The following is a 23,763-nucleotide window of genomic DNA, read 5'->3' as shown; positions in this document are numbered from 1 at the left end:
CCTTAAGTTAAAAATCACAGGTAGCCGGGCTGCGGCTTGCCACCGAAGAAGACGGTGCCTGCGTTGAGATATGAGAGATCGCCCATAAAGGCGTGTTGGGTAATGACCATGGTGTCGCGCACGTAGCGCTGCAGCGGACTGGTCATGGTGACGCCGCCCATGCCGTTTAACGCCAGCGCCTGACGCGCCACATCGGCGGCCACGCGCGTCACGTGAGTCGACGAAAGACGCAGCGCGTTAATCTGCTCGCAGCTGGCGTCATCGCCGGACAGCAGCTGTTGCCAGACATCGTCGATAGCGTCGTAGAACCAGGCGCGGGCGGAACGTAAGTCCGCCTCGCAGCGGGCAATTTGCATCTGCGCCTGCGGGCGCTCGGCCAGACGCGGCGCGCCGGTCACCGACTGCTGGCGATGGGCAATGGCGTAAATTTCGTTGAGCGCCGCGCGGGCCACGCCGAGCGCCACCACCGACAGCACCTGAGTCGCCAGCGACAGCACCGGATAGCGGTACAGCGGGCCGTCGAGATTCAGCGCACCGCCGCGAATGAAGGTCCATTCCTGCGGTACAAACACATCGTCCACCAGCAGATCGTGGCTGCCGGTACCGGCCAAACCGACGGTGTTCCACACCGGGTCAATCTGCACGCTGGCACGCGGCAATACCGCCATTCGCGGCAGCGGCTGTTCGCCATCCGGCAGAATACCGACGCCTAACACCGAAGCGCCCATACTGCCGCTAGCAAAGCTCCAGCGGCCGCTGACCCGGTAGCCGCCATCGGCCTGACGCGCCTTTTGCGTGGGGAAAATACCGCCGGCGAAGACCACGTCCGGGCCGTCGCGGTAGAGTTCTTTTAAGGTGTCCACCGGCAGCGCGCCGAGATAAAACGGGCTCATGCCGAAACTCGCGACCCAGCCCGCGGAACCGTCCGCAGTGGCAATCTGCTCAATCAGCTCGCAGAACTGTGCCGGGGAACATTCATCGCCGCCGTAAATTTTCGGTACCAGCGCGCGATAAACGCCCACCTGTTTGAAACGGCTGATGATGTCGTCAGAAATATGACGTTGATGCTCAAAATCCTGGCTACGAGTCGCAACTTCGCTCAACAGCGGCTCTAGCGCTTCACGGACGTGGACGGCAGACATAGCGTTCTCCGGTTAGTAGTTGCGGCATGCGCAGAGCGCACGAAGCCGCAATGAGTCAAACTCACTGAGTCATCAGGAATAGAGAAAAAAGAGAGTGTGCGGTTAGCGACGTCGTCGCGCGGTCAACCACTCGGCGGCCTGTACCAACAACCCTTCAGCACCCTTGCGGGCCACTAGCTGGAGGGCAATCGGCCTGCCGCGCAGTTCACCTGCGGGGATCGTTAACGCCGGGTGGCCGCTGAGGTTAAACGGCCGCACCAGCCGGGTCAGGTTAACCACGCTCAGCGGGTCGGCCGCTTCGGCGAGCGTCGGTGGTAGTTCGGGGAGCGTGGCTAGCGCCAGCAACGGGGTTTTCGCCAGCAGCGCATCAACGTCTGCGGTAAAGCGCTGGCGGACCTGTTCAGCATCCTGAAGCGTCTGCTCGCTCACCGTTTCACCGGCGCGAATACGCGTGGCAACATCGGCGGAAACGGCGCCGGTGGCCAGAAGAGGGTTAAAAGCCTGCCAGTTTTCGTGGCTGATAATGGCAATTCCGGCGCGGTGGGCATCGGCTAGCGAGTCCAGCTCAGCACGCTGCGGCTCAACGTTGGCGTCGGTAAGGAATTGAACCAGCTGCGCATCGATTTCCGGCAGCGCGGCGGCGATAAAGGTGACGTCCGGAAAGTCGCTTATCGGCGGAGCCACCGGGACGTTGAGGCGATTGAGCGCCTGACGCAGAACCTGGGCATCGCGGGCAAACAAGCCTACGCAGTCCAGCGAGCTATCTGCGGGCAATACACCCTCGCGGCTGAGTACGCCGTAACCCGGTTTTAGCCCGAGAATAGCGCAGCAGGCGGCTGGCATGCGCACTGAGCCGCCGGTATCGGTGCCCAGCGAGAAATCGACTTCACCGGCGGCGACAACCGCCGCCGAACCGCTGGAGGAGCCGCCAGGAATCAACGTCGGATACAGAGGGTTAACCGGCGTCCCGCCCCAGGCGTTGATCCCGGTAACGCCAAATGCCAGTTCATGCAGCGTGGTTTTACCGGCAAGCCGACAGCCGCTCGCCAACAGCGTTTCGACAACGCTGGCGTGCTGCGCCGCGGCGGGTGTTTGTGCCAACGCCGGACAACCTGCCTGAGTGCGGTATCCCGCGACATTCAGGGTATCTTTGACGGCAAAACTGAGAGAACCCTCACCGAGGGTAAACCGTTCGACAAACCCATTGCTCTCGTAAACTGGCTGCATGATTAGCACCTTAACCAGAAAAAATGAATCACATTCAGGCTAGCAGTCAATGCTGCTTTTTTGTCCTGACTCGCGTTAAATCAATACTGGCAAATTTAGATGAATATTCAAGTAATATTTCACGTTAATTTTACGCGCACGCAACAATTCATTAACCTTTAAAAGACCATGGTTAATCTCGCAGTTTGATGAAATATAAAGCAAATTAGTGCATATAGGCGGGCACAGCCTGCGAAGTAAATTTCGCAGACTGTGATTAAAAGGTGTTTATTTACAGGTGGTTATAAATATTTTCTACGCGAGTCACAATTTTGTCATTGTGGCGGTGAAAGGTCAGAGTTCGTTGAGATTATCGAGGACTTTGGCCAGCGACTGGTTCATTTTTTCAACCTGACTGGCGCTCATTCCCTTAAAACCTTTATCAAAAATCTTGCCCACCAGCGGCATGGCTTCCGCCACTTTCTGCTGCCCGGCTTCAGTCAACATCACTACCGTTACCCGCGCATCGCGCTCGCTGCTGGCGGTGGTCACCAGCCCGTCATCGCGCAGGCGGCCAACGATTTTGGTCACGGTAGGCATTTTCGCCAGCGCATATTCCGAGATTTGCGAAATGCTTGCTTCGCCATACTGGTGGGTGATCATCAGCACGCGAAAGCGCGATACATCCAGCGAGATCTTTTTCAGGGCGATTTCTACCGTCTGGGTGTAGCGCGCATAGACGTTAACAATCCAGTAGAACGGAAACTCTTCCCGGTGAAACTCGGTCTCATCAGACAGACCGGCAGGACTCTTCTTTGTCGGACTCATGCGTTTCCTTACCCCAAATGCAACAGATTTGCCGATTATACCCTGTGTCTGTGCGCCCGTCCTGACAGCATTACTCTCTGCCAGTTCTGCTCTTGCATGTTTACGCGACACAGATCGCATTATGATTCACAAATGCCACATGCATAACAATTACGTATCATTTTTCAAACATAAAATTGACACTCGTCATGGCTATTTTCTATACGTTAGCAGCCTGTACCTCACTCATACTAATAAACACAATGTGGAGCTTTTGATGAACGATAGCCCTTCTACGGAACAGACCCGCTCCGGGCCGCAAACCTCAGCGCAAATACCGCTGAATCCCCGCCAGCAGGCGGTTATCAATAAACTTTTTCGCCGTCTGGTCGTTTTTTTGTTCGTGCTGTTTGTCTTCTCCTACCTCGACCGTATCAACATCGGCTTTGCCGGTTTGACCATGGGCAAAGATTTGGGCCTAACCAGCACCATGTTCGGCCTGGCAACGACCCTGTTTTACGTGATGTACGTGGTATGCGGTATTCCCAGCAACGTGATGCTGACCATCGTCGGCGCACGGCGCTGGATTGCTATCCTGATGATCGTCTGGGGGATTGCCTCTACCGCCACGCTGTTCGCTACCGGGCCGAATAGCCTGTACGCGCTGCGCATGCTGGTGGGGATCGCCGAAGCGGGCTTCCTGCCGGGCCTGCTGTATTACATGACCTACTGGTTCCCGGCGCACTACCGCGCCCGCGCCAATGCCCTGTTTATGATTGCCATGCCGGTGACGATGGCGCTGGGTTCGCTGGCCTCAGGCTATATTCTCAACATGGACGGCATGCTCAATTTGAAAGGCTGGCAGTGGCTGTTCCTGCTGGAAGGCTTCCCGTCGGTACTGCTGGGACTGGTGGTGTGGTACTGGCTGGATGACAGCCCATCAACCGCAAAATGGCTGACCGACGACGATAAAGCCTGTCTCAACGAGATGCTGGAAGCCGATAAACAACAGGCGCTGCAAACCCAAAACGCCATTGCGGCGGCCTCCGTGGGACAAAAAAGCATGTTCCGCGAGCTGTTCACGCCGGTGATTATTCTCTACACCCTCGCCTATTTCTGTCTGACCAACACCCTGAGCGCCCTGAGCGTCTGGACGCCGCTGATTTTGCGCAGCTTTAACGCCGAAAGCAGCAACGTCACCATCGGATTACTCAGCGCTATTCCGCAGGTGTGTACCATTGTCGGGATGATTTGGTGGAGCAAACGTTCTGACCGCTACAACGAGCGTAAGCTGCATACCCTGCTGCCGTATCTGTTTGCCGCCGCCGGTTGGATTCTCACCGCCACCAGCCCGAATCCGCACCTGCAGTTTACCGGCATTGTAATGGCATCGATGGGGGCGTTCGCGGCGATGGTTATCTTCTGGACCACGCCGGACAGAGCCCTGTCGCTGCGCGCTCGCGCGCTGGGAATTGCGGTGATAAACGGTACCGGAATGACCGGCGCGGCGCTCGGGCCGTTGCTGATGGGCTGGATGAAAGACGTTACCGGCAGCTTTAACGCCGGGATCTTTATGGTCGCCGGATTCCTGGTGCTGGGGGCTATCATCGTGGCGTTTATTCCGATGAAGACCGCGACGAAACCGGTAGTGAATGCCGGAGCCGCGCCAGAGTCGGCGTAACGGATTGTCCGGGCGATAAAGGTCGCCCGGACATTTCACTTAGAAGGTGTAGCTCGCCCCGACCTGAACCGTACGGTCGCGACCAATCCAGCAGTTGCTGCTGTCATAGCAGGTAAACGTCTCTTTGTTGGTCAGGTTCTGCGCGCTGGCTTTGAGCATCAGCCCGCTCAGGCTGCTGTCCACCGCCGACATATCGTAAGAGAGCGACATATCGTACTGAGTTGTGCCCCCCAGTTTCCCTGCATCGTTAGCCTGTGAAATCTCCATTGGACCGGTATAGCGCACCCCGCCGCCTACGGTCAGCCCGCGCACGATGCTCTGGTCGAAGGTGTAATCGCCCCACAGATTAAACGCATTTTCCGGTACCTGGGTCGGGCGTTTGCCCTGATAGGTTTCATCTTCGGTGTTAATGGCGTGGGTATAGGCGTAGTTGGCTATCAGGTTAATGTTGTCGGTTGGACGGCTAATCGCCGACAGTTCCGCACCGTTCGACTCAATCTCCCCGGTCTGGTGGTAGTTCCAGCTTGGATCAGCGCTCAGCACGTTTTTCTGGCGAATATTAAACACCGAGGCGGTAAAGGTGGTGGCGTAGTCAGCCAGCAGGTACTTCACGCCGCCTTCCAGCTGTTTACTGGTGGTCGGTTTCACCTGATCCGCCGTCAATCCACGGGCCGGGGAAATGGGTTTGAAACCTTCCGAGTAGCTGATGAACGGCGAAATACCGTTGTCGAAGGCATACAAGACGCCCAGGCGTTTGGTCACGCGGTCTTGCGAGATCCACTCTTTCTGGTCGCTATTGAGGTAGTCGGTAGTGCCTGACTGGTACTCGTCGTAGCGCAGGCTGGCGAGGATATTCAGGCCGCCGTAGGCAATTTGATCCTGCAGGTAATAGCCTTTCTGGTTATAGGAAAGCCGGTTTTTCTGCGCGGTATAAAGACCTAATGCATCTTCACTCACCAGGCCAAAGTCTGGGTTACGCATATCCAGATTCGGCGGCGGGGTTAAATAGTTTGAATAGCGGTAGTGGTAATGCGAGTTCAGCTTCTGATAGTCAAACCCGGCCAGCAGATGGTGCTGCCAGTCGCCCAGCGCCAATGTGCGCGTGAGCTGGTTATCAATGTTGAAGCTGTGCAGATCTTCATCGGTAGTATAGGCCGCACGGCTGATGTCATAGACCGCCGTCGGGCTATTACCGGTGGAGTAAACGCTCTGCTGATGGGTATCGATATCAAAGTAGCGTGCTTTCTGTGCGATGCCCCAGCCGCTGTCAAACTCATGTTCGAAGCTATAGCCAATCATCCATTGGCGCTGCTTGAAGCCGCTCCAGTCATCGCCGGCAAAGGCGCGTTTATCCGCATACTGGGAACGTAAATAGGAGAGCGGCAGCGGGTTCGACGGCGTCAGGCTCGGGGTATTTTGCGCCAGCGCGTCAATGGTCAGGCGCGTTTTATCGCTCGGCTGCCAGGTCACGCTCGGTGCCAGCAGATAATCTTCATAGCGGCTGGTGTGCGGCTGATCGTCGCCTTCGGTCGCTTTACCCAGCAGACGGTAGCTCCAGTCGCTGTCGGCGACCTGTCCGGTAGAGTCGATGTAACCTTCTTTCAGATTACGGGTTCCGGTGTTAAAACCGATTTCCGTTCGTGGGGTCGTCTGCGGTTTTTTACCCTGAATGTTCACCAGCCCGCCCGGCGAACCGTTGCCATAGAGAACCGACGACGGCCCTTTCAGAATATCAACGCTCTCAATCAGCAGCGGATCGATCCGCGCTTTGGTATTCCCGGTGACGTTATACGGTAGCTGTAGGCCGTTGTAGTACTCGTTATCGACGCTAAAACCGCGAATTTTATACTCGCTCATGTAGGTGGTGCTGCCGCGTGATTCGGTGGACACCCCCGGCGCGTAGCGCAAAATCTCGTTCACCGAGGTGGCGTGGCGTTCGCTGATTTCATGCTGACTGATGGTGTTGATGACCTGCGGTGTTTTACTTTCCGGTACCGCCGACTTGGTGGCACTGTTGGTCCAGCCGGGCAGTTCACTCCCCTCGCCCGTGCCGGAGGCAGTGACCACCATAGTGGATTCCTCGGCGGCATACCCCTGTGTTGAAAGTGCGAGTGCAATCATCCCGGAAAGCGTACAAACGCGAAGACCTGTCTTATTCATTATGGTTGAGCTCAAATCAAATAAAGAACGATAATTATTATCATTAATATTTGTAATTCAACGCCAAAATAAACAGGGCTTTAGGAGTGTGATGCAGGTAACAGATTTGATGAAACGACAACGGCCCCTTTCGGGGCCGTTGTCAGTAAAACGCGGGAAACATTATTCGCGGCGAATCAGGCGGAATACCGCCAGCACAACGATGGCGCCCACAACCGCCACCAGGAAACTATGCAGGTTAAAGCCGCTGACGCTGCCGCCCAGACCAAACGTGGTCGCCAACCAGCCGCCGACAACCGCACCGACAATCCCGAGGATACAGGTGAGAATGAAACCACCCCCATCGCGGCCCGGCATAATCAGTTTGGCAATAACACCGGCAATCAGACCAAAAATAATCCAGGTAATAATACCCATTTTTCCCACCTCTTAAGTTCCATTAACACCAATAAAAGCGCCGACATTCTGCGCCGCTAATGTTTCAAGTATAGGTAATTGTTCTTAAAAAACCTGGTCAGGCGATGATATTTTATGCAGATAAATACGAATATTGACGTAGGCACTGCCTTAAGTACTTTACGCAGCCGAAATCCGTGGAAATGTTAAAAATTTTCTCCAGGACGCTGAAGTTCTGTTTTTCGACGCCGATAGATAATTGAGAGTCTGCCATTCAGGAGCCATTCCCGGTGAGTGAGCACAACACACAGTTTCTTAAGCAAAACCCGTTAGCGGTATTAAACGTTCTCCGCGATCTTCAGCAGGCTAACGCCGCGCTGCGCGTGAGTTGGTCTTCGCGCCAGTTTATTAGTCGTATTCTCGACGTCAGCCAGCAGCAGTTGATTATCGACTTTGGCAGCCGTGAGGAAGATAACAATGCCGCCCTATCGGCGAATAATATCGCCATGGTCGCAGAAACAAATGGCGCCAAAATCGAATTCACGGTGCCACGGATGCAGGTGGAGAATTATCAGGGCCTGCCCGCCTTCGTAATGCCGACGCCGCCTGCGGTATGGTGTATCCAGCGTCGTGAATATTTCCGTATTCCGGCCCCGCTGTATCCGCCTTATTACGGCTGTGCCGTCCTGCCGGATAAAAGTACGCTGCGTTTCCGTCTGTTTGATTTGTCGCTAGGTGGGATGGGCGCTTTGCTGGACGCGGCGCCGCCGGAGATGCTGGCTCCGGGAATGGAGCTTAGAGAGATAGAACTCGATATGGGGCAATGGGGGCGTTTTCGCTTTGACGTCCAGCTGCTGGCCATCAGCGAGCGCAAAGTGGTCGACAGTAAGAATGAGACGATTGTGACGCCGCGCCTGAGCTTCCGTTTTCTGTATATGAATCCGGTGCTTGAGCGCTCGCTCCAGCGAATTATTTTTTCGCTGGAGCGTGAAGCGCGCGAACGGGCAAATAACGTTCGCTAACTACATGGCATCCATGGCTTTCTGTACTTTCCAGATATAGCGTGGCGCCTGAGGCGCGGGATGGTTCTTCACCACGTGGTCGAAGAATTCATCCGCGTCCAGATCGTTAATTTTAGAAATCGCCTTTTTCCTGTCGGACGAGAAGGTGCGCAGCAGCGCGCCCGCGCCGTTGGCATAGGATACGACCAGCGCATACTGCATAACTTCAGGATCGGTAATACCCGCCAGCGAGCCGTGTTCCAGAATGCTCAAATAAGCCGCGCCCATTGAGATATTCCGCTCCGGGTTTTTCAACTCACTGGTCGACGGCTGACCGCTCCAGCCCATGTGGCGATAAACATCCAGACCCGACGTTGACGCTTTAAGCTGCATCAGTCCCACCGCATTGGATTTACTCACCAGCGTCGGATTACCGCCGGATTCTACGGCAATAATGGCGGTGATAAGTCGCGGGCTGACGCCCCAGGCGGCACCGGCTTTTTCAGTAATTGGCATCCACTGCATTGCGCGTTTCACCGGAACCTCAGGATTCCACGGCGGATCGCGGTAATCCGATTTAGAACTACACCCGGCAAGTAATACAATTAAAAAAGCAAACCATCTTAATTTCACGCATCTATCCTTTTAGCTGAACTTTGCTGCCGTTAATGACAACCACTGGCTCAGGCGGCATGATACCCGTTTCATTCTCAGCAAGGAAATGCCATGTCTTCGTTTCATCTCATCGCCCCGTCCGGCTACTGCATCAACCAGACCGCCGCGCAGCGTGGCGTTACGCGGCTGGAAGCGTCCGGGCATCAGGTGGCGAACCAGCAGGTGATTCCTCGTCGCAACCAGCGTTTTGCCGGAACCGAGGCCGAGCGGCTGGCGGATATTAACGACCTAGCCACGCTGGGTGGGGAGAATCAGATTGTGCTGGCGGTGCGCGGCGGCTACGGTGCCAGTCGTCTGCTGGAGAGCATTGACTGGCCGTCGCTGATAGCCCGTCAGCAGCGCTCGCCGCTGTTAATCTGCGGCCACAGCGACTTCACCGCGATTCAGTGCGGTTTATTAGCCAAAGGCAACGTCGTGACCTTTAGCGGCCCTATGCTGGCAGGTAACTTCGGCGCGGAAAACCTCGACGGCTTTACCGAGGAACACTTCTGGCGCGCGCTGCGTAGCCCTACCTTAACCATCGAATGGGACGGCGACGGGCCACAATGCGCCGCCGAGGGAACGCTGTGGGGCGGGAACCTGGCGATGATCGTCTCGCTCATCGGTACGCCGTGGATGCCGGAGATCCGCGATGGCATTTTGGTGCTTGAGGACATTAACGAGCATCCGTTCCGCGTTGAACGTATGCTGTTGCAACTGCTGCATGCCGGTATTTTGCCGCGCCAGCGCGCCATCGTGCTGGGGAGTTTTACCGGAGCTAGCCCGAATGATTATGACGACGGTTATGATTTAGCAACCATGTACAACTACCTGCGTTCACGGTTATCGATTCCGGTCATTAGCGGGCTTGATTTTGGCCACGAGCCGCGCACCGTCACGCTGCCGTTGGGCGCGCAAGCACAGCTTTCGCATAATATGGGGCATTCGGCGCTGACGCTCACCGGCCATCCGGTATTAGCCGAATAAAAAACAATAATCACCGCTTATTAATTCAATGTTCGCGCCCTAATTATGGTAACGTTTTGTAACTAGCTTGTACGTTATCGGGGAGTGCGTGAACATTGGACGCCGCGGCAGTCATTAGTCTCTTTATTTTGGGTTCGGTCTTAGTAACCTGCAGTATTCTCTTAAGCTCATTTTCTTCCCGTCTTGGTATTCCAATTCTGGTTATCTTCTTAGCCATCGGCATGCTGGCGGGCGTTGACGGCATCGGCGGCATCCCCTTCGATAACTACCCTTTCGCCTATATGGTGAGTAACCTGGCGCTGGCGGTTATCCTGCTGGACGGCGGGATGCGCACTCAGGCCAGCTCCTTTCGCGTCGCATTAGGCCCGGCCTTATCGCTGGCTACCGTCGGGGTTCTCATCACTTCGGGACTCACCGGGATGATGGCCGCCTGGTTATTCAATCTGAATATGATGGAAGGAATGCTGATTGGCGCGATTGTCGGCTCCACCGACGCCGCGGCGGTATTCTCACTGCTCGGCGGTAAAGGGCTGAACGAACGCGTGGGGTCAACGCTGGAGATTGAATCCGGCAGTAACGATCCGATGGCGGTGTTTCTCACCATCACCCTGATTGAGATGATCCAGCAGCACGAAACTGGTCTTAGCTGGATGTTCCTCGTGCATATCATTCAACAGTTTGGCCTCGGTATCGTGATTGGTCTTGGTGGCGGCTACCTGCTGCTGCAGATGATCAACCGTATTGCCCTGCCCGCCGGGCTGTATCCGCTGCTGGCGTTAAGCGGTGGGATAATGATTTTCGCCGTCACCACGACGCTGGACGGTAGCGGTATTCTGGCGGTGTACCTGTGCGGCTTCCTGCTGGGCAATCGGCCTATTCGCAACCGCTTTGGCATTTTGCAGAACTTTGATGGCCTGGCGTGGCTGGCGCAAATCGCCATGTTCCTGGTACTGGGCCTGCTGGTGACGCCATCGGATCTGTTGCCGATAGCCATTCCTGCGCTGCTGCTCTCCATCTGGATGATTTTTGTGGCTCGCCCGCTGTCGGTCTTCGCCGGGCTGCTGCCGTTCCGCGGCTTTAATCTGCGCGAGCGGACCTTTATCAGTTGGGTTGGGCTGCGCGGTGCGGTGCCTATCATTCTCGCCGTATTCCCGATGATGGCCGGGCTGGAGAATGCGCGGCTGTTCTTTAACGTCGCCTTCTTCGTGGTGCTGGTGTCGTTGCTGTTGCAGGGAACTTCGCTGTCGTGGGCGGCGAAAAAAGCCAAAGTCGTGGTGCCCCCGGTGGGCTGGCCTATCTCCCGCGTTGGCCTGGATATCCATCCGGATAACCCGTGGGAGCAGTTTGTTTACCAGCTGAGCGCCGACAAATGGTGCGTAGGCGCCGCGCTGCGCGATCTGCATATGCCGCAGGAAACGCGCATTGCCGCACTGTTCCGCGACAATGTGCTGCTGCATCCAACCGGCAGCACGCGGCTGCGGGAAAACGATATTCTGTGCGTGATTGGCCGTGAGCGTGACCTGCCATCATTGGGCAAAATGTTCAGCCAGTCGCCGCCGGTCGCACTCGATCAAAGTTTCTTCGGTGACTTTATACTTGAAGCCGGGGCTAAGTTTGCCGACGTGGCGCTGATTTACGGTCTGGACGGCGGCGAAGAATTCCGCGACAACCAGCAGTCGCTCGGCGATCTCGTAGAGCACCTGCTCGGTGCCGCGCCGGTGGTTGGTGACCAGGTCGAGTTTGCCGGTATGGTGTGGACGGTCGCTGAGAAAGAAGAGAACCAGGTGCTGAAGGTCGGCGTCCGGGTCGCAGAAGAAGAGAGCGAGTGATTGCTGTTGGCCGGATAGCGCGATGCCAATCCGGCCAACCAATGACGTTCTGCCCAAAAGCCCGGTTGGCATCGCGCCACCGGGCAATAAGTTACACTGTCACGACAGGCACGCGCGGCGCAACCGCACACATCAACTCGTAGCCCACCGTTCCGGCGCTGGCCGCCACTTCATCAATCTTAATTTCCTTACCCCATAACTCAACCGGGGTGCCAATCCCAGCTTGCGGACACGGCGTTAAATCCACCGCCAGCATATCCATCGAAATCGCCCCAACCGTCCCGGTGCGAATGCCATCAACCAGCACCGGTGTGCCGTTGGCAGCAATACGCGGGTAGCCGTCGGCGTAACCGCAGGCGACGATACCAATCCGCTGTTCTTGCGTCGCCCGATAGCGGCTACCGTAGCCTACCGCGTCACCCGGTTTTAGCGTCTGCACACCGATTATCTCACTGCTTAGCGTCATTACCGGCTTCAGGCCGCTGTTGGCGATGTCCTGCCACTGGCCTGACGGCGATGCGCCGTACAGTACAATCCCCGGGCGAACCCAATCAAAATGGGTTTCCGGATGCCATAGCGTGGCCGCCGAGTTGGCCAGCGAGCGTGGGCAATCCAGCCCTTCCGCCGCCTGCTCAATCCGCTGCATCGGTTCGGCTACACCATCGGTATTTTCCGCCTGCGCGAAATGCGACATCAGGGTCATCGACCCCACGTTGCTCATGCCACGCAGCTGCTGCCAGACGGTGTGTACCCGCTCCGGGGCAAAGCCCAGGCGGTTCATGCCGCTGTTCACCTTCAGATAAACATCGATGGGCGAATGCAGCCGCGCGTTTTGCAACGCCTTAAGCTGCCAGTTGCTATGGACGCTGGTGGTCAGACGGTACTTATCAAACAGCTCTAGCTCCGAAGCATGGAAGAAGCCTTCAAGCAGCAGAATCGGCCCTTTCCAGCCGCGTTCACGCAGCAAGATCGCCTCTTCGAGATTAAGCATCGCAAAGCCGTCTGTTTCGCGCAGGGCATTCCAGACCCGCTCTAATCCATGTCCATAGGCGTTGGCCTTCACCACCGACCAGATGCGGGCATTGCCCGCCGCCCGGCGGACAATGGCTAAGTTATTACGTAACGCCTGTAGGTCGAGGCTGGCGAGCACGGGACGAGACATGCGTTCTCCTTATTGGTGTGCGCCATGCAGGTGCTGCGCGCGGGCGGGCGTGAATCCCGGTGAATAACGAGCCACGCTCAGATCATCATAGGGAATGGCCGGGGTGCGGCCAGACATCAAATCGCTGAGCAATTGGCCAGAACCGCAGGACATGGTCCAACCTAGCGTGCCGTGTCCGGTGTTGAGCCACAGGTTTTTAAACGCCGTTTTACCGACGACCGGCGTACCGTCAGGCGTCATCGGACGCAGCCCGGTCCAGAAGGTCGCCTCGGCGATTTTACCGCCGCGTGGGAACAGATCCCCCACCACCATCTCCAGCGTTTCCCGGCGTGGTTGCAGCAGTTCGGTATTGAAGCCGACAATTTCCGCCATCCCGCCGACGCGAATGCGGTTATCAAATCGGGTGATGGCAATTTTGTAGGTTTCATCAAGGATAGTTGAAACCGGCGCGCCGCTCTCTTCTACAATCGGAATCGTCAACGAGTAGCCTTTTAGCGGATAGACCGGAATATCCACCAGCCCTTTGAGCATCGCCGTTGAATAGGAACCAAAGGCCATCACGTAGGCATCGGCGGTCACGACTTCATCGCCGCACTTCACGCCCACGATACGACCACCGTCCTCAATCAGGCTGTCTACCGGGGTATTAAAGCGGAACTGGACGCCCGCCTGTTCGGCCATTTTCGCCAGCCGCTGGGTGAAGAGCTGGCAGTCACCGGTTTCGTCATTGGGTAAACGTAGCCCGCCGGTTAGCTTGTGCGCTACGTCGGCCAGCGCCGGTTCAACTTCAGCAAGCCGGGAGGCCTCCAGCAGTTGATACGGAACGCCCGCGTCTTCCAGCACCGCGATATCGCGGGTGGCGCTCTCGTATTGCTGAGCGGTGCGGAACAGCTGCAAGGTGCCGCCCTGACGGCCTTCATAGCTGATACCGGTGGTGTCGCGCAGGGTTTTCAGGCAATCACGGCTGTATTCCGCGAGGCGGACCATCCGACCTTTGTTTTCCATGTAGTGGCGCGTGTCGCAGTTACGCAGCATCTGCCACATCCATTTTAACTGGAAGCCGGTGCCATCGAGGCGTATCGCCAGCGGCGCGTGGCGCTGGAACATCCATTTAATCGCTTTTAACGGCACGCCTGGTGCTGCCCAGGGCGCTGCATAGCCCGGTGAGATCTGCCCGGCATTGGCGGCGCTGGTTTCTAACGCCGGCCCCGCTTCACGGTCAATCACCGTAACCTGATGCCCTGCCTGACTTAAATACCAGGCGCTGGTCACGCCCACGACTCCACTTCCCAGTATGACAACGTGCATAGCCACTCCAGAATCAGTAAAAGAACAATCATCTAATTACAAATTGATAACCTAGATGAAAATATTATTCAACATAGGCTTTTTTTATGGTGACTTACCTCACAGAGTGCCCACGGTGCGGGGATAGCGAGAAATTGCGATCTCCTGCTGCCCGTTATTTTTTGTCAGCATAAAATCCTGCTAAAGAGGCAAATATTCGTCCAGAAAATGAATTAATCATGAAGAAAAAAAATGCCGCTTGTTACAGATTTTCTGCGGTGTTCTATTCTTTATTTGAGGCTCTCCACACAGAGAGAGTCGCCAACAATGAGGGCGCGCTAATGGCTACGATTGACTCGATGAATCAGGACGCAACTCGTCTGAGCGATGGACCCGACTGGACGTTTCCGCTGCTTGAAACCTACCTGGCGGAGATCGACCGGGTAGCGAAGCTGTATCGACTGGACACTTATCCGCATCAAATCGAAGTCATTACCTCCGAGCAGATGATGGATGCCTATTCCAGCGTAGGGATGCCGATTAACTACCCGCACTGGTCATTTGGTAAAAAGTTTATCGAGACCGAGCGCCAGTACAAACACGGGCAGCAGGGTCTGGCGTATGAAATCGTCATCAACTCCAACCCGTGTATCGCTTACTTAATGGAAGAGAACACCATTACCATGCAGGCGCTGGTGATGGCGCACGCCTGCTATGGCCACAACTCTTTCTTTAAAAATAACTATTTGTTCCGTAGCTGGACCGATGCCAGCTCCATCGTCGACTATCTGCTGTTTGCGCGTAAATACATTACCGAGTGCGAGGAACGTTACGGCGTTGATGAAGTGGAACGTCTGCTCGACTCCTGCCATGCGCTGATGAACTACGGCGTTGATCGCTATAAACGTCCGCAGAAAATCTCACTGCAGGAGGAGAAAGCGCGCCAGAAAAGCCGTGAGGAGTATCTGCAAAGCCAGGTGAATATGCTGTGGCGCACCCTGCCGAAGCGCGATGAAGAGAAAGCTTCTGAGGCGGCACGCCGTTATCCTTCTGAGCCGCAGGAAAACCTGCTGTACTTTATGGAGAAGAACGCGCCGCTGCTGGAGCCGTGGCAGCGTGAAATCCTGCGCATTGTGCGCAAAGTGAGCCAGTATTTTTACCCGCAGAAGCAAACCCAGGTGATGAACGAAGGCTGGGCGACTTTCTGGCACTACACCATCCTCAATCATCTGTACGATGAGGGGAAAGTGACCGAGCGCTTTATGCTGGAATTCTTACACAGCCATACCAACGTGGTGTTCCAGCCGCCTTATAACAGCCCGTGGTACAGCGGAATAAACCCTTACGCACTAGGCTTTGCCATGTTCCAGGACATTAAGCGTATCTGTCAGAATCCGACAGAGGAAGACAAATATTGGTTCCCGGACATCGCAGGTTCAGACTGGCTAACCACGTTGCATTTTGCGATGCGGGATTTTAAAGACGAGAGTTTTATCAGCCAGTTCCTGTCGCCGAAAATCATGCGTGATTTCCGCCTGTTCACCGTGCTGGATGACGATCAGCATAACTATCTGGAAATTTCGGCCATTCACAATGAGGAAGGTTATCGGGAGATTCGTTCGCAGCTCTCCTCCCAATATAACCTCAGTAATCTGGAGCCGAATATTCAGGTGTGGAACGTTGATCTGCGCGGCGACCGTTCGCTGACGCTACGCTACGTGCCACATAACCGCGCACCGCTGGATAAAGGCCGTCGCGAGGTGCTCAAGCATGTGCAGCGTCTGTGGGGCTTTGACGTGCATCTGGAACAGCAGAACGCTGACGGTAGTATTGAGCTTCTGGAGCGCTGCCCACCGCGTCCTAACGCACTGTAGCGGCTAAATGCAAAACACCCCGGCAAACCGGGGTGTTTTATTTTAGGCTGGCGGTGATTAACGGCCGTGAATAGCCAAATCGCCCGGCAGATTTTTCTGCATTCGATGCCAGATCTCGCCACTGTCATGACCATACCGACGCACCGTTTCATACACTTTATCGTGATCGCCCTGCTCACACAGTTCAGCCAACCGGTGATAGAAGCCCAGTGCCAGGCTGCGCGCTTCCGGGCTGGAGAAGTAGTGACGACCCAGGCGGGTGTACAGCCCCTTCATGCCGTTTAAGATCAACCCGTAAATCGGGTTGCCGGAGGCAAACGCCAGACCGCGGAAAATGCCGTAATCCAGCTCGGCAAACGCGTCGGCGTAGTCTTCGACTTCACGCGCATTTGCCAACACTTCCAGCGCTTTTTCCGGATGTTGACGGAATGCGGTGCGAATATAGATGGTCGCGATATTGGTACGCACGGAGAGCAAATTATCAATCAACTGCGGTACGCTATCGTGATCGAGGCGTGCCAGCGTTTCGAGGATATTGAGCCCGGACGTTTCCCAGAAATTATTGACCTTCGTCGGCTTGCCGTGCTGAATGGTTAACCAGCCGTCGCGAGCCAGACGTTGCAACACTTCACGTAAGGTGGTGCGAGTCACACCAATTAATTCAGAGAGTTCACGTTCAGCAGGAAGAATTGAACCTGGAGGAAAACGGTTATTCCAGATACTTTCAACAATATACTCTTCCGCGAAACCCGCCGGGCTTTGCGCCTTAATAACCATAGTAAAAATTCCATTACACAGCGTTGCAATTGGACTCATCATACCAGAGCCAACATAGTGCAGATAGCGCAACGATTGAATTAAAAAGGGATCGCCGTTTCATTTTTCACATTTCTTTTTTAGCGCGGAAACCATCCTTCCCGGGCCATTTCTGGCAGTGAACCGGAATAAATGGTAAAAAATGTCATCTTTTCAGGAGGAAAACGGTTGTCATGGAAATTTCTTACGGTCGCGCCCTGTGGCGTAACTTTCTCGGCCAGTCACCGGACTGGTATAAACTGCTACTGATTATTTTCTTAGTCATCAACCCATTAGCCTTTTTACTCAACCCATTTGTCGCCGGATGGATGCTGGTGGTTGAATTTATCTTCACGCTGGCAATGGCGCTGAAATGTTATCCGCTAATCCCCGGTGGTCTGTTGGCTATCGAAGCGGTATTTATCGGCATGACCTCGCCCGAACATGTGCGCGATGAGATTGCCGCCAACCTGGAAGTTTTGCTTCTGCTGATCTTTATGGTCGCGGGCATTTACTTTATGAAGCAGCTGCTGCTGTTTATCTTCACCCGCCTGTTGCTCAATATCCGTAGCAAACGGCTGCTCTCCATCGCCTTCTGCCTCGCCGCCGCATTTCTCTCGGCGTTTCTCGATGCGCTGACGGTAGTAGCGGTCATTATCAGCGTCGCCGTGGGCTTTTACAGTATCTATCATCAGGTCGTCTCCTCCCGCCCTGACGATGTCGATCTGCTTGATGATAGCCATATCGACAAGCATAACCGTGAAGTGCTGGAGCAGTTCCGCGCCTTTTTACGCAGCCTGATGATGCATGCAGGCGTCGGCACCGCGCTTGGCGGCGTGATGACCATGGTTGGCGAACCGCAGAACCTGATTATCGCCAAGGTCGCGGGCTGGCATTTTGGCGAATTTTTCCTGCGCATGTCGCCAGTCACCGTTCCGGTCTTTTTCTGCGGCATCATGACCTGCTTCCTGCTGGAGAAATTTAAAGCCTTTGGTTACGGTGCTGAACTCCCCGACGCAGTTCGCAAAATTCTCTACGACTTCGACGAGCGCAGCCGTAAACAGCGTACGCAGCAGGAGACCATGCGCCTCATCGTGCAGGGCATTATCGGCGTCTGGCTGGTTCTGGCGCTGGCATTGCATCTAGCGGAGGTGGGCCTGATTGGCCTGACGGTGATTATTTTCGCCACCTCGTTCACCGGCATTACCGATGAGCATGCTATTGGCAAAGCCTTCACCGAAGCGCTGCCGTTTACGGCCCTGTTGACGGTCTTCTTCGCCGTGGTGGCGGTGATTATCGACCAGCATCTGTTTGCACCGATTATCGACTTCGTGCTACAGGCATCGCCGCATGCCCAACGCTCGCTGTTCTATCTGTTTAACGGCGTGCTGTCATCAATATCGGACAACGTTTTTGTCGGTACCGTCTACATTAACGAAGCCAAAACCGCGCTGGATAATGGGGCCATCACCCTGCCGCAGTTTGAGCTGCTGGCGGTGGCTATCAACACCGGAACCAACCTGCCGTCGGTGGCGACGCCAAATGGCCAGGCCGCATTCCTGTTCCTGCTAACCTCGGCGTTAGCGCCGTTGATCCGGTTGTCTTACGGGAGAATGGTATGGATGGCATTGCCTTACACCCTCGTGCTGACGCTGGTGGGTCTGCTGTGCGTCGAGTTTACCCTCCAGCCAGCAATTGATTGGATGATGGGCCAGGGCTTATTAGGGCTCCCTGCAATAAGCCACTAAATTCACTGTGCTTCTCTATGCCGGCGGTTTTCTCGCCGGCATTGCATGACCATTTACGAATTATTGCGTATAGCCAGATGGCACGGCTAACGTTTTCGTTTACACTGCGTTTTCAAAGCTCGTTCCAGGGAAATGATTATGTTGCGATATTTAAACCAGAGCTCACGTGGCCGCAGTGCCTGGTTATTAATGGCGTTGACCGCTTTTGCGCTTGAGCTAGTGGCATTATGGTTCCAACACGTGATGCTGTTAAAACCGTGCGTGCTGTGTATTTACGAGCGCTGCGCGCTGTTTGGCATCATGGGGGCTGGATTGGTTGGCGCCGTCGCGCCGAAGAGTCCGCTGCGTTACATTGCGATTTTTATTTGGATTTACAGCGCATTTCGCGGTCTGCAGCTGGCGTGGGAACACACCATGATCCAGCTTCACCCGTCACCGTTTATGACCTGTGATTTTATGGCGCGCTTCCCAAGCTGGCTGCCATTGGACAAATGGTTACCGCAGGTATTTGTCGCATCAGGCGACTGCTCGGTTCGTCAGTGGGAGTTTTTAACGCTGGAGATGCCGCAGTGGCTGGTTGGCGTATTCGCCGCCTATCTGATTGTGGCGCTGCTGGTGCTGATTGCCCAACCGTTTAAACCGAAAAGACGCGACCTGTTCGGCCGTTAATCGTTTTCATTGCCAGCTGCAGAATATTGCGGCTGGCATTCCTTCCTGACTAGCTCATCAACGCCCAAATACCGTACCCCGCCGCACACAGCAGCCCCCAACCGCTCAGGTTTATCACGACTGCCAGCATTAAGAGTCTTATTGAACTATTCATCAGGAACCTCATACCAATGCGAATAGAGTCACTATCGGCACGGTACGACGTTTACCCAGCGATTTTGTTACTAAAAAGTAAAAACGAAGCAATATCGCGGAAATTGCGAATTAGTCAGCCCATTCGGGTTTGTTCATGATGTGGTCCTGCCAATCGATCACTTCGGACTCTTTCACTGCGATGTGGCGCACGGAAATACGCTCGCCGTGCATCGCCGCTTTAGAGCCGGCAATCAGCGGGTGCCACTGTGGCAGCGGCTGCCCTTCCGCCAGTAGGCGATAGGCGCAGGTGTGCGGCAACCACTCAAAAGTTGGCAGATTATCACGCGTCAACTTGATGCAGTCAGGTTCATACTCAAAGCGGCGCTCGTAGTTACGGCACTGGCAGGTTTTGATATTCAACTGACGGCAGGCAACGTTAGTAAAATAGATTTCATCGGTGTCTTCATCCATCAGCTTGTGCAGGCAGCACTGTCCGCAGCCGTCGCACAGCGACTCCCACTCGGCGTCGGTCATATCGTCAAGGGTTTTGCTCTGCCAGAAAGGTAATTCGCTCATCAGGATGTCCACATCAAAAATCGGGTTGCATCTTATAACCAGTCTGGCACAGGGATGCAAGTTTTGCCGCCCGATTGGGGCGGCAAGAAGGGATTACAGCACGCGGGTCGTCAGGGATTGGCCGTTAAACTGCACTTCCAGTTCGTCGCCGCTGTGCAGCGGACCGACGCCTTCCGGTGTCCCGGTCAGCACCACATCGCCCGGCTTGAGGGTGAAGAAGCGGCTCATATAGGCGATCAGCGGCACAATTTTGTGGATCATATCGGCGGTTGTGCCCTGCTGGCGCACTTCGCCGTTTACCGTCAGGCCCAACGTGGTATTTTGCGGGTCGCCGGTAAAAGCAGAAACGGGAATAAAACCGGAGATCGGGCAGGAATTATCGAACCCCTTCGCTTTCTCCCACGGCTGGCCGGCTTTTTTCATTTTGCCCTGCACATCGCGCAGGGTGAGATCGAGCGCGACGCCGTAACCGGCAATCGCCTGCTGTACGTGATCCGGCGTGGCCTGGCGCAGCGTGCCGCCAATCAGTACCGCCAGCTCAACTTCATGATGCACAGAACCCAACCCCTGCGGCAGGATCAGCGGCTGGCGCAAATCGCACAGCGCCGTTTCCGGCTTAATAAACAATACGGGTTCTTCCGGCGTCGCGCTGCCCATTTCCTGGATATGTTTTGCATAATTACTGCCAACACAAACAACTTTGCTTACCGGGTAATCCAGCAGAGCACCCTGCCAGTTATGATGCTGATACATGCTTTTCCCTTACTCGTTGTTACCATGGACATACATCTGCCGGAAGCGAATGAATTATTCGCCCTTATTTTGTGAGTCGGCCAGATGCTGTTTTAACAGATTCTCAGGCGGCGGCGGGAGCTGTAAATAATACCCCTGCTCAACTAATGCCTGTTTTACCTTTTCCCAATCGGCATTGACCGGTTTCTTACGTCCGTCCAGCGGCAGCACCATTGCCAGCTTCGGCTGACCGAATCCCTGCATTAATTCCGCAGGCACACGTGAGAAGTCGTCTTTTTTTTCGACATATAAATAGGTTTGATCGCGTTTAGTACTACGATAAATCACACAAAACATACTTTTACTCTGAATTAGGACTGTGGTTGCTTGCTTGAATATATTAGTGACTATAACATGCCTGATAGTCTTCGGAATATCATCGCGTATTATGCGATGGTAAATAGCAAATTGAGTAAGGCCAGGATGTCAAACACGCCAATCGAACTTAAAGGCAGTAGCTTCACCTTATCCGTGGTTCATTTGCATGATGCAAATGCCGAGGTTATTCGTCAGGCGTTAGAAGACAAAGTCGCCCAGGCTCCGGCTTTTTTCCGTCATGCACCGGTTGTGGTTAACGTCAGCCGCCTTGAGGAGTTTACCCAATGGCGCGCAATCCAGCAGGCAATCATGTCTGTCGGCTTACGTATTGTCGGCGTCAGCGGCTGCAAGAACCCACAGTTCAAAGCCGCAATCGACCAATCGGGACTCCCTTTACTCACTGAAGGGAAAGAAAAAGTCGCCCGGCCGCAGCTCGTTGAGCCACCAGCCCCCGTCGAACCACCACCAATTGTTAATTCGATCACAAAAACGCGAATGATTGATACACCGGTACGTTCCGGTCAGCGCATTTATGCACCAAACTGTGATCTGATTGTTACAAGCCACGTGAGCGCAGGGGCGGAACTTATCGCCGATGGCAATATTCATGTCTATGGCATGATGCGCGGTCGCGTTCTGGCTGGTGCCGGCGGAGACCGGGAAGCACAGGTATTTTGTACCCACCTTGCGGCGGAGCTGGTCTCCATTGCAGGGGAATATTGGCTGAGCGATCAAATCCCAGCCGAATTTTATGGCAAAGCGGCGCGTCTGCGTTTAGACGATAACGCTTTGACTATTCAACCGTTAAATTAATCCCTTTTAACAAGGAATTTCTATGGCACGCATTATTGTTGTGACTTCAGGTAAAGGGGGCGTGGGTAAAACCACCTCCAGCGCGGCCATCGCGACTGGTTTGGCGCAAAAGGGAAAGAAAACGGTCGTTATCGATTTTGATATCGGTCTGCGTAATCTTGACCTGATCATGGGCTGCGAACGTCGTGTAGTTTATGATTTTGTTAACGTTATCCAGGGCGATGCCACGCTGAATCAGGCGTTGATCAAAGATAAGCGCACCGAAAATCTCTTTATTCTCCCCGCTTCCCAGACGCGTGATAAAGATGCGCTGACCCGTGAAGGCGTCGAGAAAGTGCTCGACGAGCTGAAAAAGATGGAGTTCGACTTCGTCGTCTGCGATTCCCCTGCGGGTATCGAAACCGGCGCACTGATGGCGCTGTACTTCGCCGACGAAGCTATTATCACCACCAACCCTGAAGTGTCGTCCGTACGTGACTCTGACCGCATCCTGGGTATCCTGGCGTCTAAATCACGCCGTGCGGAAAATGGTGAAGACCCAATCAAAGAACACCTGCTGTTAACGCGCTACAACCCAGGCCGCGTGAACAAGGGCGACATGCTGAGCATGGAAGATGTGCTGGAAATCCTGCGCATTAAGCTGGTCGGTGTTATTCCAGAAGATCAGTCGGTACTGCGCGCCTCAAACCAGGGCGAGCCGGTTATTCTGGATGAAGTGTCTGACGCGGGCAAAGCCTACGCGGATACCGTAGATCGTCTGTTGGGAGAAGAACGTCCTTTCCGCTTCGTTGAAGAAGAGAAGAAAGGTTTCCTCAAACGCCTGTTCGGAGGATAAATCATGGCATTACTCGACTTTTTTCTCTCACGGAAAAAGCATACCGCTAACATTGCTAAAGAACGTCTGCAAATCATCGTCGCGGAACGCCGCCGCAGCGATGCAGAACCACACTATCTGCCGCAGTTACGCAAAGACATTCTGGAAGTGATTTGCCGCTACGTGCAGATCGACCCGGAAATGGTCACGGTGCAGCTGGAGCAAAAAGACGGGGATATTTCGATTCTGGAACTCAACGTCACGCTGCCGGAAGCAGAAGAGTCAAAATCCTGACTTTCGGTGGTGTACGAAAAAGGCGCTAGAGATAGCGCCTTTTTTGTTACCGCACATACAGCGATTTGTTGGTCTGATAAGCGCAGCGCCATCAGACATATCGGCGCTGACCGTCGGATGGCGGCGTTACCTTATCCGACCTACGGGTATCTACCTTATAGGTCTGATAAGCGTAGCGCCATCAGACATATCGGCGCTGACCGTCGGATGGCGGCGTTGCCTTATCCGACCTATGGGTATGTACCTTATAGGTCTGATAAGCGTAGCGTCATCAGACATATCGGCGCTGACCGTCGGATGGCGGCGTTGCCTTATCCGACCTACGGGTATGTACATTGTAGGTCTGATAAGCGCAGCGCCATCAGACATATCGGCGCTGACCGTCGGATGGCGGCGTTATCTTATCCGACCTACGGGTATCTACCTTGTAGGTCTGATAAGCGCAGCGCCATCAGACATATCGACGCTGACCGTCGGATGGCGGCGTTGCCTTATCCGACCTACGGGTATGTACCTTATAGGTCTGATAAGCGTAGCGCCATCAGACATATCGGCGCTGACCGTCGGATGGCGGCGTTGCCTTATCCGACCTACGGGTATCTACCTTGTAGGTCTGATAAGCG

Annotated in this window: 22 protein-coding genes and 1 pseudogene; 10 read left to right on the top strand and 13 right to left on the bottom strand. The window is 54.8% G+C overall.

Annotation, left to right across the window (positions count from 1 at the left end):
* Positions 1 to 14: 14 nt before the first annotated feature.
* The 3 genes from ABOC97_RS22055 to ABOC97_RS22045 all read right to left on the bottom strand — a co-directional run bounded on the left by ABOC97_RS22055 (position 15) and on the right by ABOC97_RS22045 (position 3,176).
* Positions 15 to 1,142, bottom strand: coding sequence for an acyl-CoA dehydrogenase family protein (locus ABOC97_RS22055; RefSeq protein ID WP_349601789.1), 1,128 nt, complete (start codon positions 1,140 to 1,142; stop codon positions 15 to 17).
* Positions 1,143 to 1,244: 102 nt separating this feature from the next.
* Positions 1,245 to 2,369, bottom strand: a complete 1,125-nt coding sequence (locus ABOC97_RS22050; protein WP_349601787.1) for an amidase — start codon at positions 2,367 to 2,369, stop codon at positions 1,245 to 1,247.
* A gap of 333 nt (positions 2,370 to 2,702) precedes the next feature.
* Positions 2,703 to 3,176, bottom strand: a complete 474-nt coding sequence (locus tag ABOC97_RS22045; RefSeq protein ID WP_349601786.1) for a MarR family winged helix-turn-helix transcriptional regulator — start codon at positions 3,174 to 3,176, stop codon at positions 2,703 to 2,705.
* 256 nt (positions 3,177 to 3,432) lie between these two features.
* On the opposite strand from ABOC97_RS22045, the gene hpaX reads away from it, so the two are divergent.
* On the top strand, positions 3,433 to 4,836 hold the full coding sequence (gene hpaX / locus ABOC97_RS22040; protein WP_349601784.1) for a 4-hydroxyphenylacetate permease: 1,404 nt from the start codon (positions 3,433 to 3,435) through the stop codon (positions 4,834 to 4,836).
* A gap of 39 nt (positions 4,837 to 4,875) precedes the next feature.
* Here hpaX and ABOC97_RS22035 read toward each other — a convergent pair whose 3' ends face one another.
* Both ABOC97_RS22035 and ABOC97_RS22030 read right to left on the bottom strand, forming a co-directional pair.
* Positions 4,876 to 6,996 carry a TonB-dependent siderophore receptor gene (locus tag ABOC97_RS22035; protein WP_349601782.1) on the bottom strand — a complete coding sequence of 707 codons (2,121 nt, stop codon included), beginning with the start codon at positions 6,994 to 6,996 and terminating at the stop codon, positions 4,876 to 4,878.
* Positions 6,997 to 7,158: 162 nt separating this feature from the next.
* Positions 7,159 to 7,413, bottom strand: coding sequence for a GlsB/YeaQ/YmgE family stress response membrane protein (locus ABOC97_RS22030; protein ID WP_349601780.1), 255 nt, complete (start codon positions 7,411 to 7,413; stop codon positions 7,159 to 7,161).
* 269 nt (positions 7,414 to 7,682) lie between these two features.
* On the opposite strand from ABOC97_RS22030, the gene ycgR reads away from it, so the two are divergent.
* Entirely contained in the window at positions 7,683 to 8,414 is a 732-nt protein-coding gene (gene ycgR, locus ABOC97_RS22025) for a flagellar brake protein YcgR (RefSeq protein ID WP_349601778.1), read from the top strand.
* Here the strand turns inward: ycgR and emtA are convergent, their stop codons facing one another.
* The gene (gene emtA, locus ABOC97_RS22020) at positions 8,415 to 9,026 is read right to left on the bottom strand and encodes a membrane-bound lytic murein transglycosylase EmtA (RefSeq protein ID WP_349601776.1); all 612 of its coding nucleotides are present in this window, start codon (positions 9,024 to 9,026) and stop codon (positions 8,415 to 8,417) included.
* Between the two features lie 93 nt (positions 9,027 to 9,119).
* Here emtA and ldcA point away from each other — a divergent pair, with 93 nt between their 5' ends.
* Both ldcA and ABOC97_RS22010 read left to right on the top strand, forming a co-directional pair.
* Positions 9,120 to 10,034: a muramoyltetrapeptide carboxypeptidase gene (gene ldcA, locus ABOC97_RS22015; protein ID WP_349601774.1), complete on the top strand. Its 915-nt coding sequence runs from the start codon at positions 9,120 to 9,122 to the stop codon at positions 10,032 to 10,034.
* A 95-nt stretch (positions 10,035 to 10,129) separates the two neighbouring features.
* Positions 10,130 to 11,863: a potassium/proton antiporter gene (locus ABOC97_RS22010; protein ID WP_349601772.1), complete on the top strand. Its 1,734-nt coding sequence runs from the start codon at positions 10,130 to 10,132 to the stop codon at positions 11,861 to 11,863.
* On the opposite strand, the pseudogene ABOC97_RS24080 reads toward ABOC97_RS22010, so the two are convergent.
* From ABOC97_RS24080 to ABOC97_RS22000, 3 genes and pseudogenes are all read right to left on the bottom strand, one after another.
* Positions 11,801 to 11,935, bottom strand: a pseudogene (locus ABOC97_RS24080) (hypothetical protein); the annotation flags it as partial. The gene ABOC97_RS22010 and the pseudogene ABOC97_RS24080 sit on opposite strands and share 63 nt — an antisense overlap.
* A 19-nt stretch (positions 11,936 to 11,954) precedes the next feature.
* A complete protein-coding gene (gene dadX, locus ABOC97_RS22005; protein ID WP_349601770.1) occupies positions 11,955 to 13,025 on the bottom strand; it encodes a catabolic alanine racemase DadX in 1,071 nt (356 codons plus the stop codon).
* 9 nt (positions 13,026 to 13,034) lie between these two features.
* Entirely contained in the window at positions 13,035 to 14,333 is a 1,299-nt protein-coding gene (locus tag ABOC97_RS22000; RefSeq protein WP_349601768.1) for a D-amino acid dehydrogenase, read from the bottom strand.
* Between the two features lie 320 nt (positions 14,334 to 14,653).
* Between ABOC97_RS22000 and ABOC97_RS21995 the strand changes: the two genes are divergently transcribed.
* Positions 14,654 to 16,186: a SpoVR family protein gene (locus tag ABOC97_RS21995; protein ID WP_349601766.1), complete on the top strand. Its 1,533-nt coding sequence runs from the start codon at positions 14,654 to 14,656 to the stop codon at positions 16,184 to 16,186.
* Between the two features lie 57 nt (positions 16,187 to 16,243).
* Here the strand turns inward: ABOC97_RS21995 and fadR are convergent, their stop codons facing one another.
* Positions 16,244 to 16,963 (bottom strand): fatty acid metabolism transcriptional regulator FadR, encoded by a 720-nt coding sequence (fadR, locus tag ABOC97_RS21990; RefSeq protein ID WP_234507162.1) that lies wholly within the window; start codon positions 16,961 to 16,963, stop codon positions 16,244 to 16,246.
* Positions 16,964 to 17,175: 212 nt separating this feature from the next.
* Between fadR and nhaB the strand changes: the two genes are divergently transcribed.
* Both nhaB and dsbB read left to right on the top strand, forming a co-directional pair.
* Entirely contained in the window at positions 17,176 to 18,729 is a 1,554-nt protein-coding gene (nhaB, locus tag ABOC97_RS21985) for a Na(+)/H(+) antiporter NhaB (protein ID WP_349601764.1), read from the top strand.
* Positions 18,730 to 18,867: 138 nt separating this feature from the next.
* The gene (gene dsbB / locus ABOC97_RS21980) at positions 18,868 to 19,398 is read left to right on the top strand and encodes a disulfide bond formation protein DsbB (RefSeq protein ID WP_349601762.1); all 531 of its coding nucleotides are present in this window, start codon (positions 18,868 to 18,870) and stop codon (positions 19,396 to 19,398) included.
* 264 nt (positions 19,399 to 19,662) lie between these two features.
* Here the strand turns inward: dsbB and ABOC97_RS21975 are convergent, their stop codons facing one another.
* The 3 genes from ABOC97_RS21975 to ABOC97_RS21965 form a co-directional block, all read right to left on the bottom strand.
* Complete coding sequence (locus ABOC97_RS21975; RefSeq protein ID WP_112204301.1) at positions 19,663 to 20,109, bottom strand: YcgN family cysteine cluster protein; 447 nt, start codon at positions 20,107 to 20,109, stop codon at positions 19,663 to 19,665.
* Between the two features lie 93 nt (positions 20,110 to 20,202).
* A complete protein-coding gene (locus tag ABOC97_RS21970) occupies positions 20,203 to 20,862 on the bottom strand; it encodes a fumarylacetoacetate hydrolase family protein (protein ID WP_349601759.1) in 660 nt (219 codons plus the stop codon).
* A gap of 54 nt (positions 20,863 to 20,916) precedes the next feature.
* Positions 20,917 to 21,198, bottom strand: coding sequence for a YcgL domain-containing protein (locus tag ABOC97_RS21965; RefSeq protein ID WP_349601757.1), 282 nt, complete (start codon positions 21,196 to 21,198; stop codon positions 20,917 to 20,919).
* A 126-nt stretch (positions 21,199 to 21,324) separates the two neighbouring features.
* Between ABOC97_RS21965 and minC the strand changes: the two genes are divergently transcribed.
* Genes minC through minE form a run of 3 tightly spaced genes read left to right on the top strand, consistent with a single transcriptional unit; the run spans position 21,325 to position 23,140 of the window.
* Positions 21,325 to 22,032: a septum site-determining protein MinC gene (gene minC / locus ABOC97_RS21960; protein WP_349601811.1), complete on the top strand. Its 708-nt coding sequence runs from the start codon at positions 21,325 to 21,327 to the stop codon at positions 22,030 to 22,032.
* A gap of 22 nt (positions 22,033 to 22,054) precedes the next feature.
* The gene (gene minD / locus ABOC97_RS21955) at positions 22,055 to 22,867 is read left to right on the top strand and encodes a septum site-determining protein MinD (RefSeq protein WP_234507153.1); all 813 of its coding nucleotides are present in this window, start codon (positions 22,055 to 22,057) and stop codon (positions 22,865 to 22,867) included.
* Positions 22,868 to 22,870: 3 nt separating this feature from the next.
* Positions 22,871 to 23,140 carry a cell division topological specificity factor MinE gene (minE, locus tag ABOC97_RS21950; protein WP_052285609.1) on the top strand — a complete coding sequence of 90 codons (270 nt, stop codon included), beginning with the start codon at positions 22,871 to 22,873 and terminating at the stop codon, positions 23,138 to 23,140.
* The last annotated feature ends 623 nt before the right edge of the window (positions 23,141 to 23,763 follow it).

It is taken from the genome of Kluyvera huaxiensis, from assembly GCF_040149365.1.
Classification (GTDB): Bacteria; Pseudomonadota; Gammaproteobacteria; order Enterobacterales; family Enterobacteriaceae; genus Kluyvera; species Kluyvera intermedia_A.
The sequence above is the reverse complement of the archived record's forward strand: the minus strand, read 5'-3'. Positions and strand labels throughout refer to the sequence as shown.

Bases quoted from the DNA above. Each gene is read 5' to 3' on its own strand.
- ABOC97_RS22055 (WP_349601789.1), bottom strand. From the start codon at position 1,142: ATGTCTGCCGTCCACGTCCGTGAAGCGCTAGAGCCGCTGTTGAGCGAA.
- ABOC97_RS22050 (WP_349601787.1), bottom strand. From the start codon at position 2,369: ATGCAGCCAGTTTACGAGAGCAATGGGTTTGTCGAACGGTTTACCCTC.
- ABOC97_RS22045 (WP_349601786.1), bottom strand. From the start codon at position 3,176: ATGAGTCCGACAAAGAAGAGTCCTGCCGGTCTGTCTGATGAGACCGAG.
- hpaX (WP_349601784.1), top strand. From the start codon at position 3,433: ATGAACGATAGCCCTTCTACGGAACAGACCCGCTCCGGGCCGCAAACC.
- ABOC97_RS22035 (WP_349601782.1), bottom strand. From the start codon at position 6,996: ATGAATAAGACAGGTCTTCGCGTTTGTACGCTTTCCGGGATGATTGCA.
- ABOC97_RS22030 (WP_349601780.1), bottom strand. From the start codon at position 7,413: ATGGGTATTATTACCTGGATTATTTTTGGTCTGATTGCCGGTGTTATT.
- ldcA (WP_349601774.1), top strand. From the start codon at position 9,120: ATGTCTTCGTTTCATCTCATCGCCCCGTCCGGCTACTGCATCAACCAG.
- dadX (WP_349601770.1), bottom strand. From the start codon at position 13,025: ATGTCTCGTCCCGTGCTCGCCAGCCTCGACCTACAGGCGTTACGTAAT.
- ABOC97_RS22000 (WP_349601768.1), bottom strand. From the start codon at position 14,333: ATGCACGTTGTCATACTGGGAAGTGGAGTCGTGGGCGTGACCAGCGCC.
- ABOC97_RS21995 (WP_349601766.1), top strand. From the start codon at position 14,654: ATGGCTACGATTGACTCGATGAATCAGGACGCAACTCGTCTGAGCGAT.
- fadR (WP_234507162.1), bottom strand. From the start codon at position 16,963: ATGGTTATTAAGGCGCAAAGCCCGGCGGGTTTCGCGGAAGAGTATATT.
- nhaB (WP_349601764.1), top strand. From the start codon at position 17,176: ATGGAAATTTCTTACGGTCGCGCCCTGTGGCGTAACTTTCTCGGCCAG.
- dsbB (WP_349601762.1), top strand. From the start codon at position 18,868: ATGTTGCGATATTTAAACCAGAGCTCACGTGGCCGCAGTGCCTGGTTA.
- ABOC97_RS21975 (WP_112204301.1), bottom strand. From the start codon at position 20,109: ATGAGCGAATTACCTTTCTGGCAGAGCAAAACCCTTGACGATATGACC.
- ABOC97_RS21970 (WP_349601759.1), bottom strand. From the start codon at position 20,862: ATGTATCAGCATCATAACTGGCAGGGTGCTCTGCTGGATTACCCGGTA.
- ABOC97_RS21965 (WP_349601757.1), bottom strand. From the start codon at position 21,198: ATGTTTTGTGTGATTTATCGTAGTACTAAACGCGATCAAACCTATTTA.
- minC (WP_349601811.1), top strand. From the start codon at position 21,325: ATGTCAAACACGCCAATCGAACTTAAAGGCAGTAGCTTCACCTTATCC.
- minD (WP_234507153.1), top strand. From the start codon at position 22,055: ATGGCACGCATTATTGTTGTGACTTCAGGTAAAGGGGGCGTGGGTAAA.
- minE (WP_052285609.1), top strand. From the start codon at position 22,871: ATGGCATTACTCGACTTTTTTCTCTCACGGAAAAAGCATACCGCTAAC.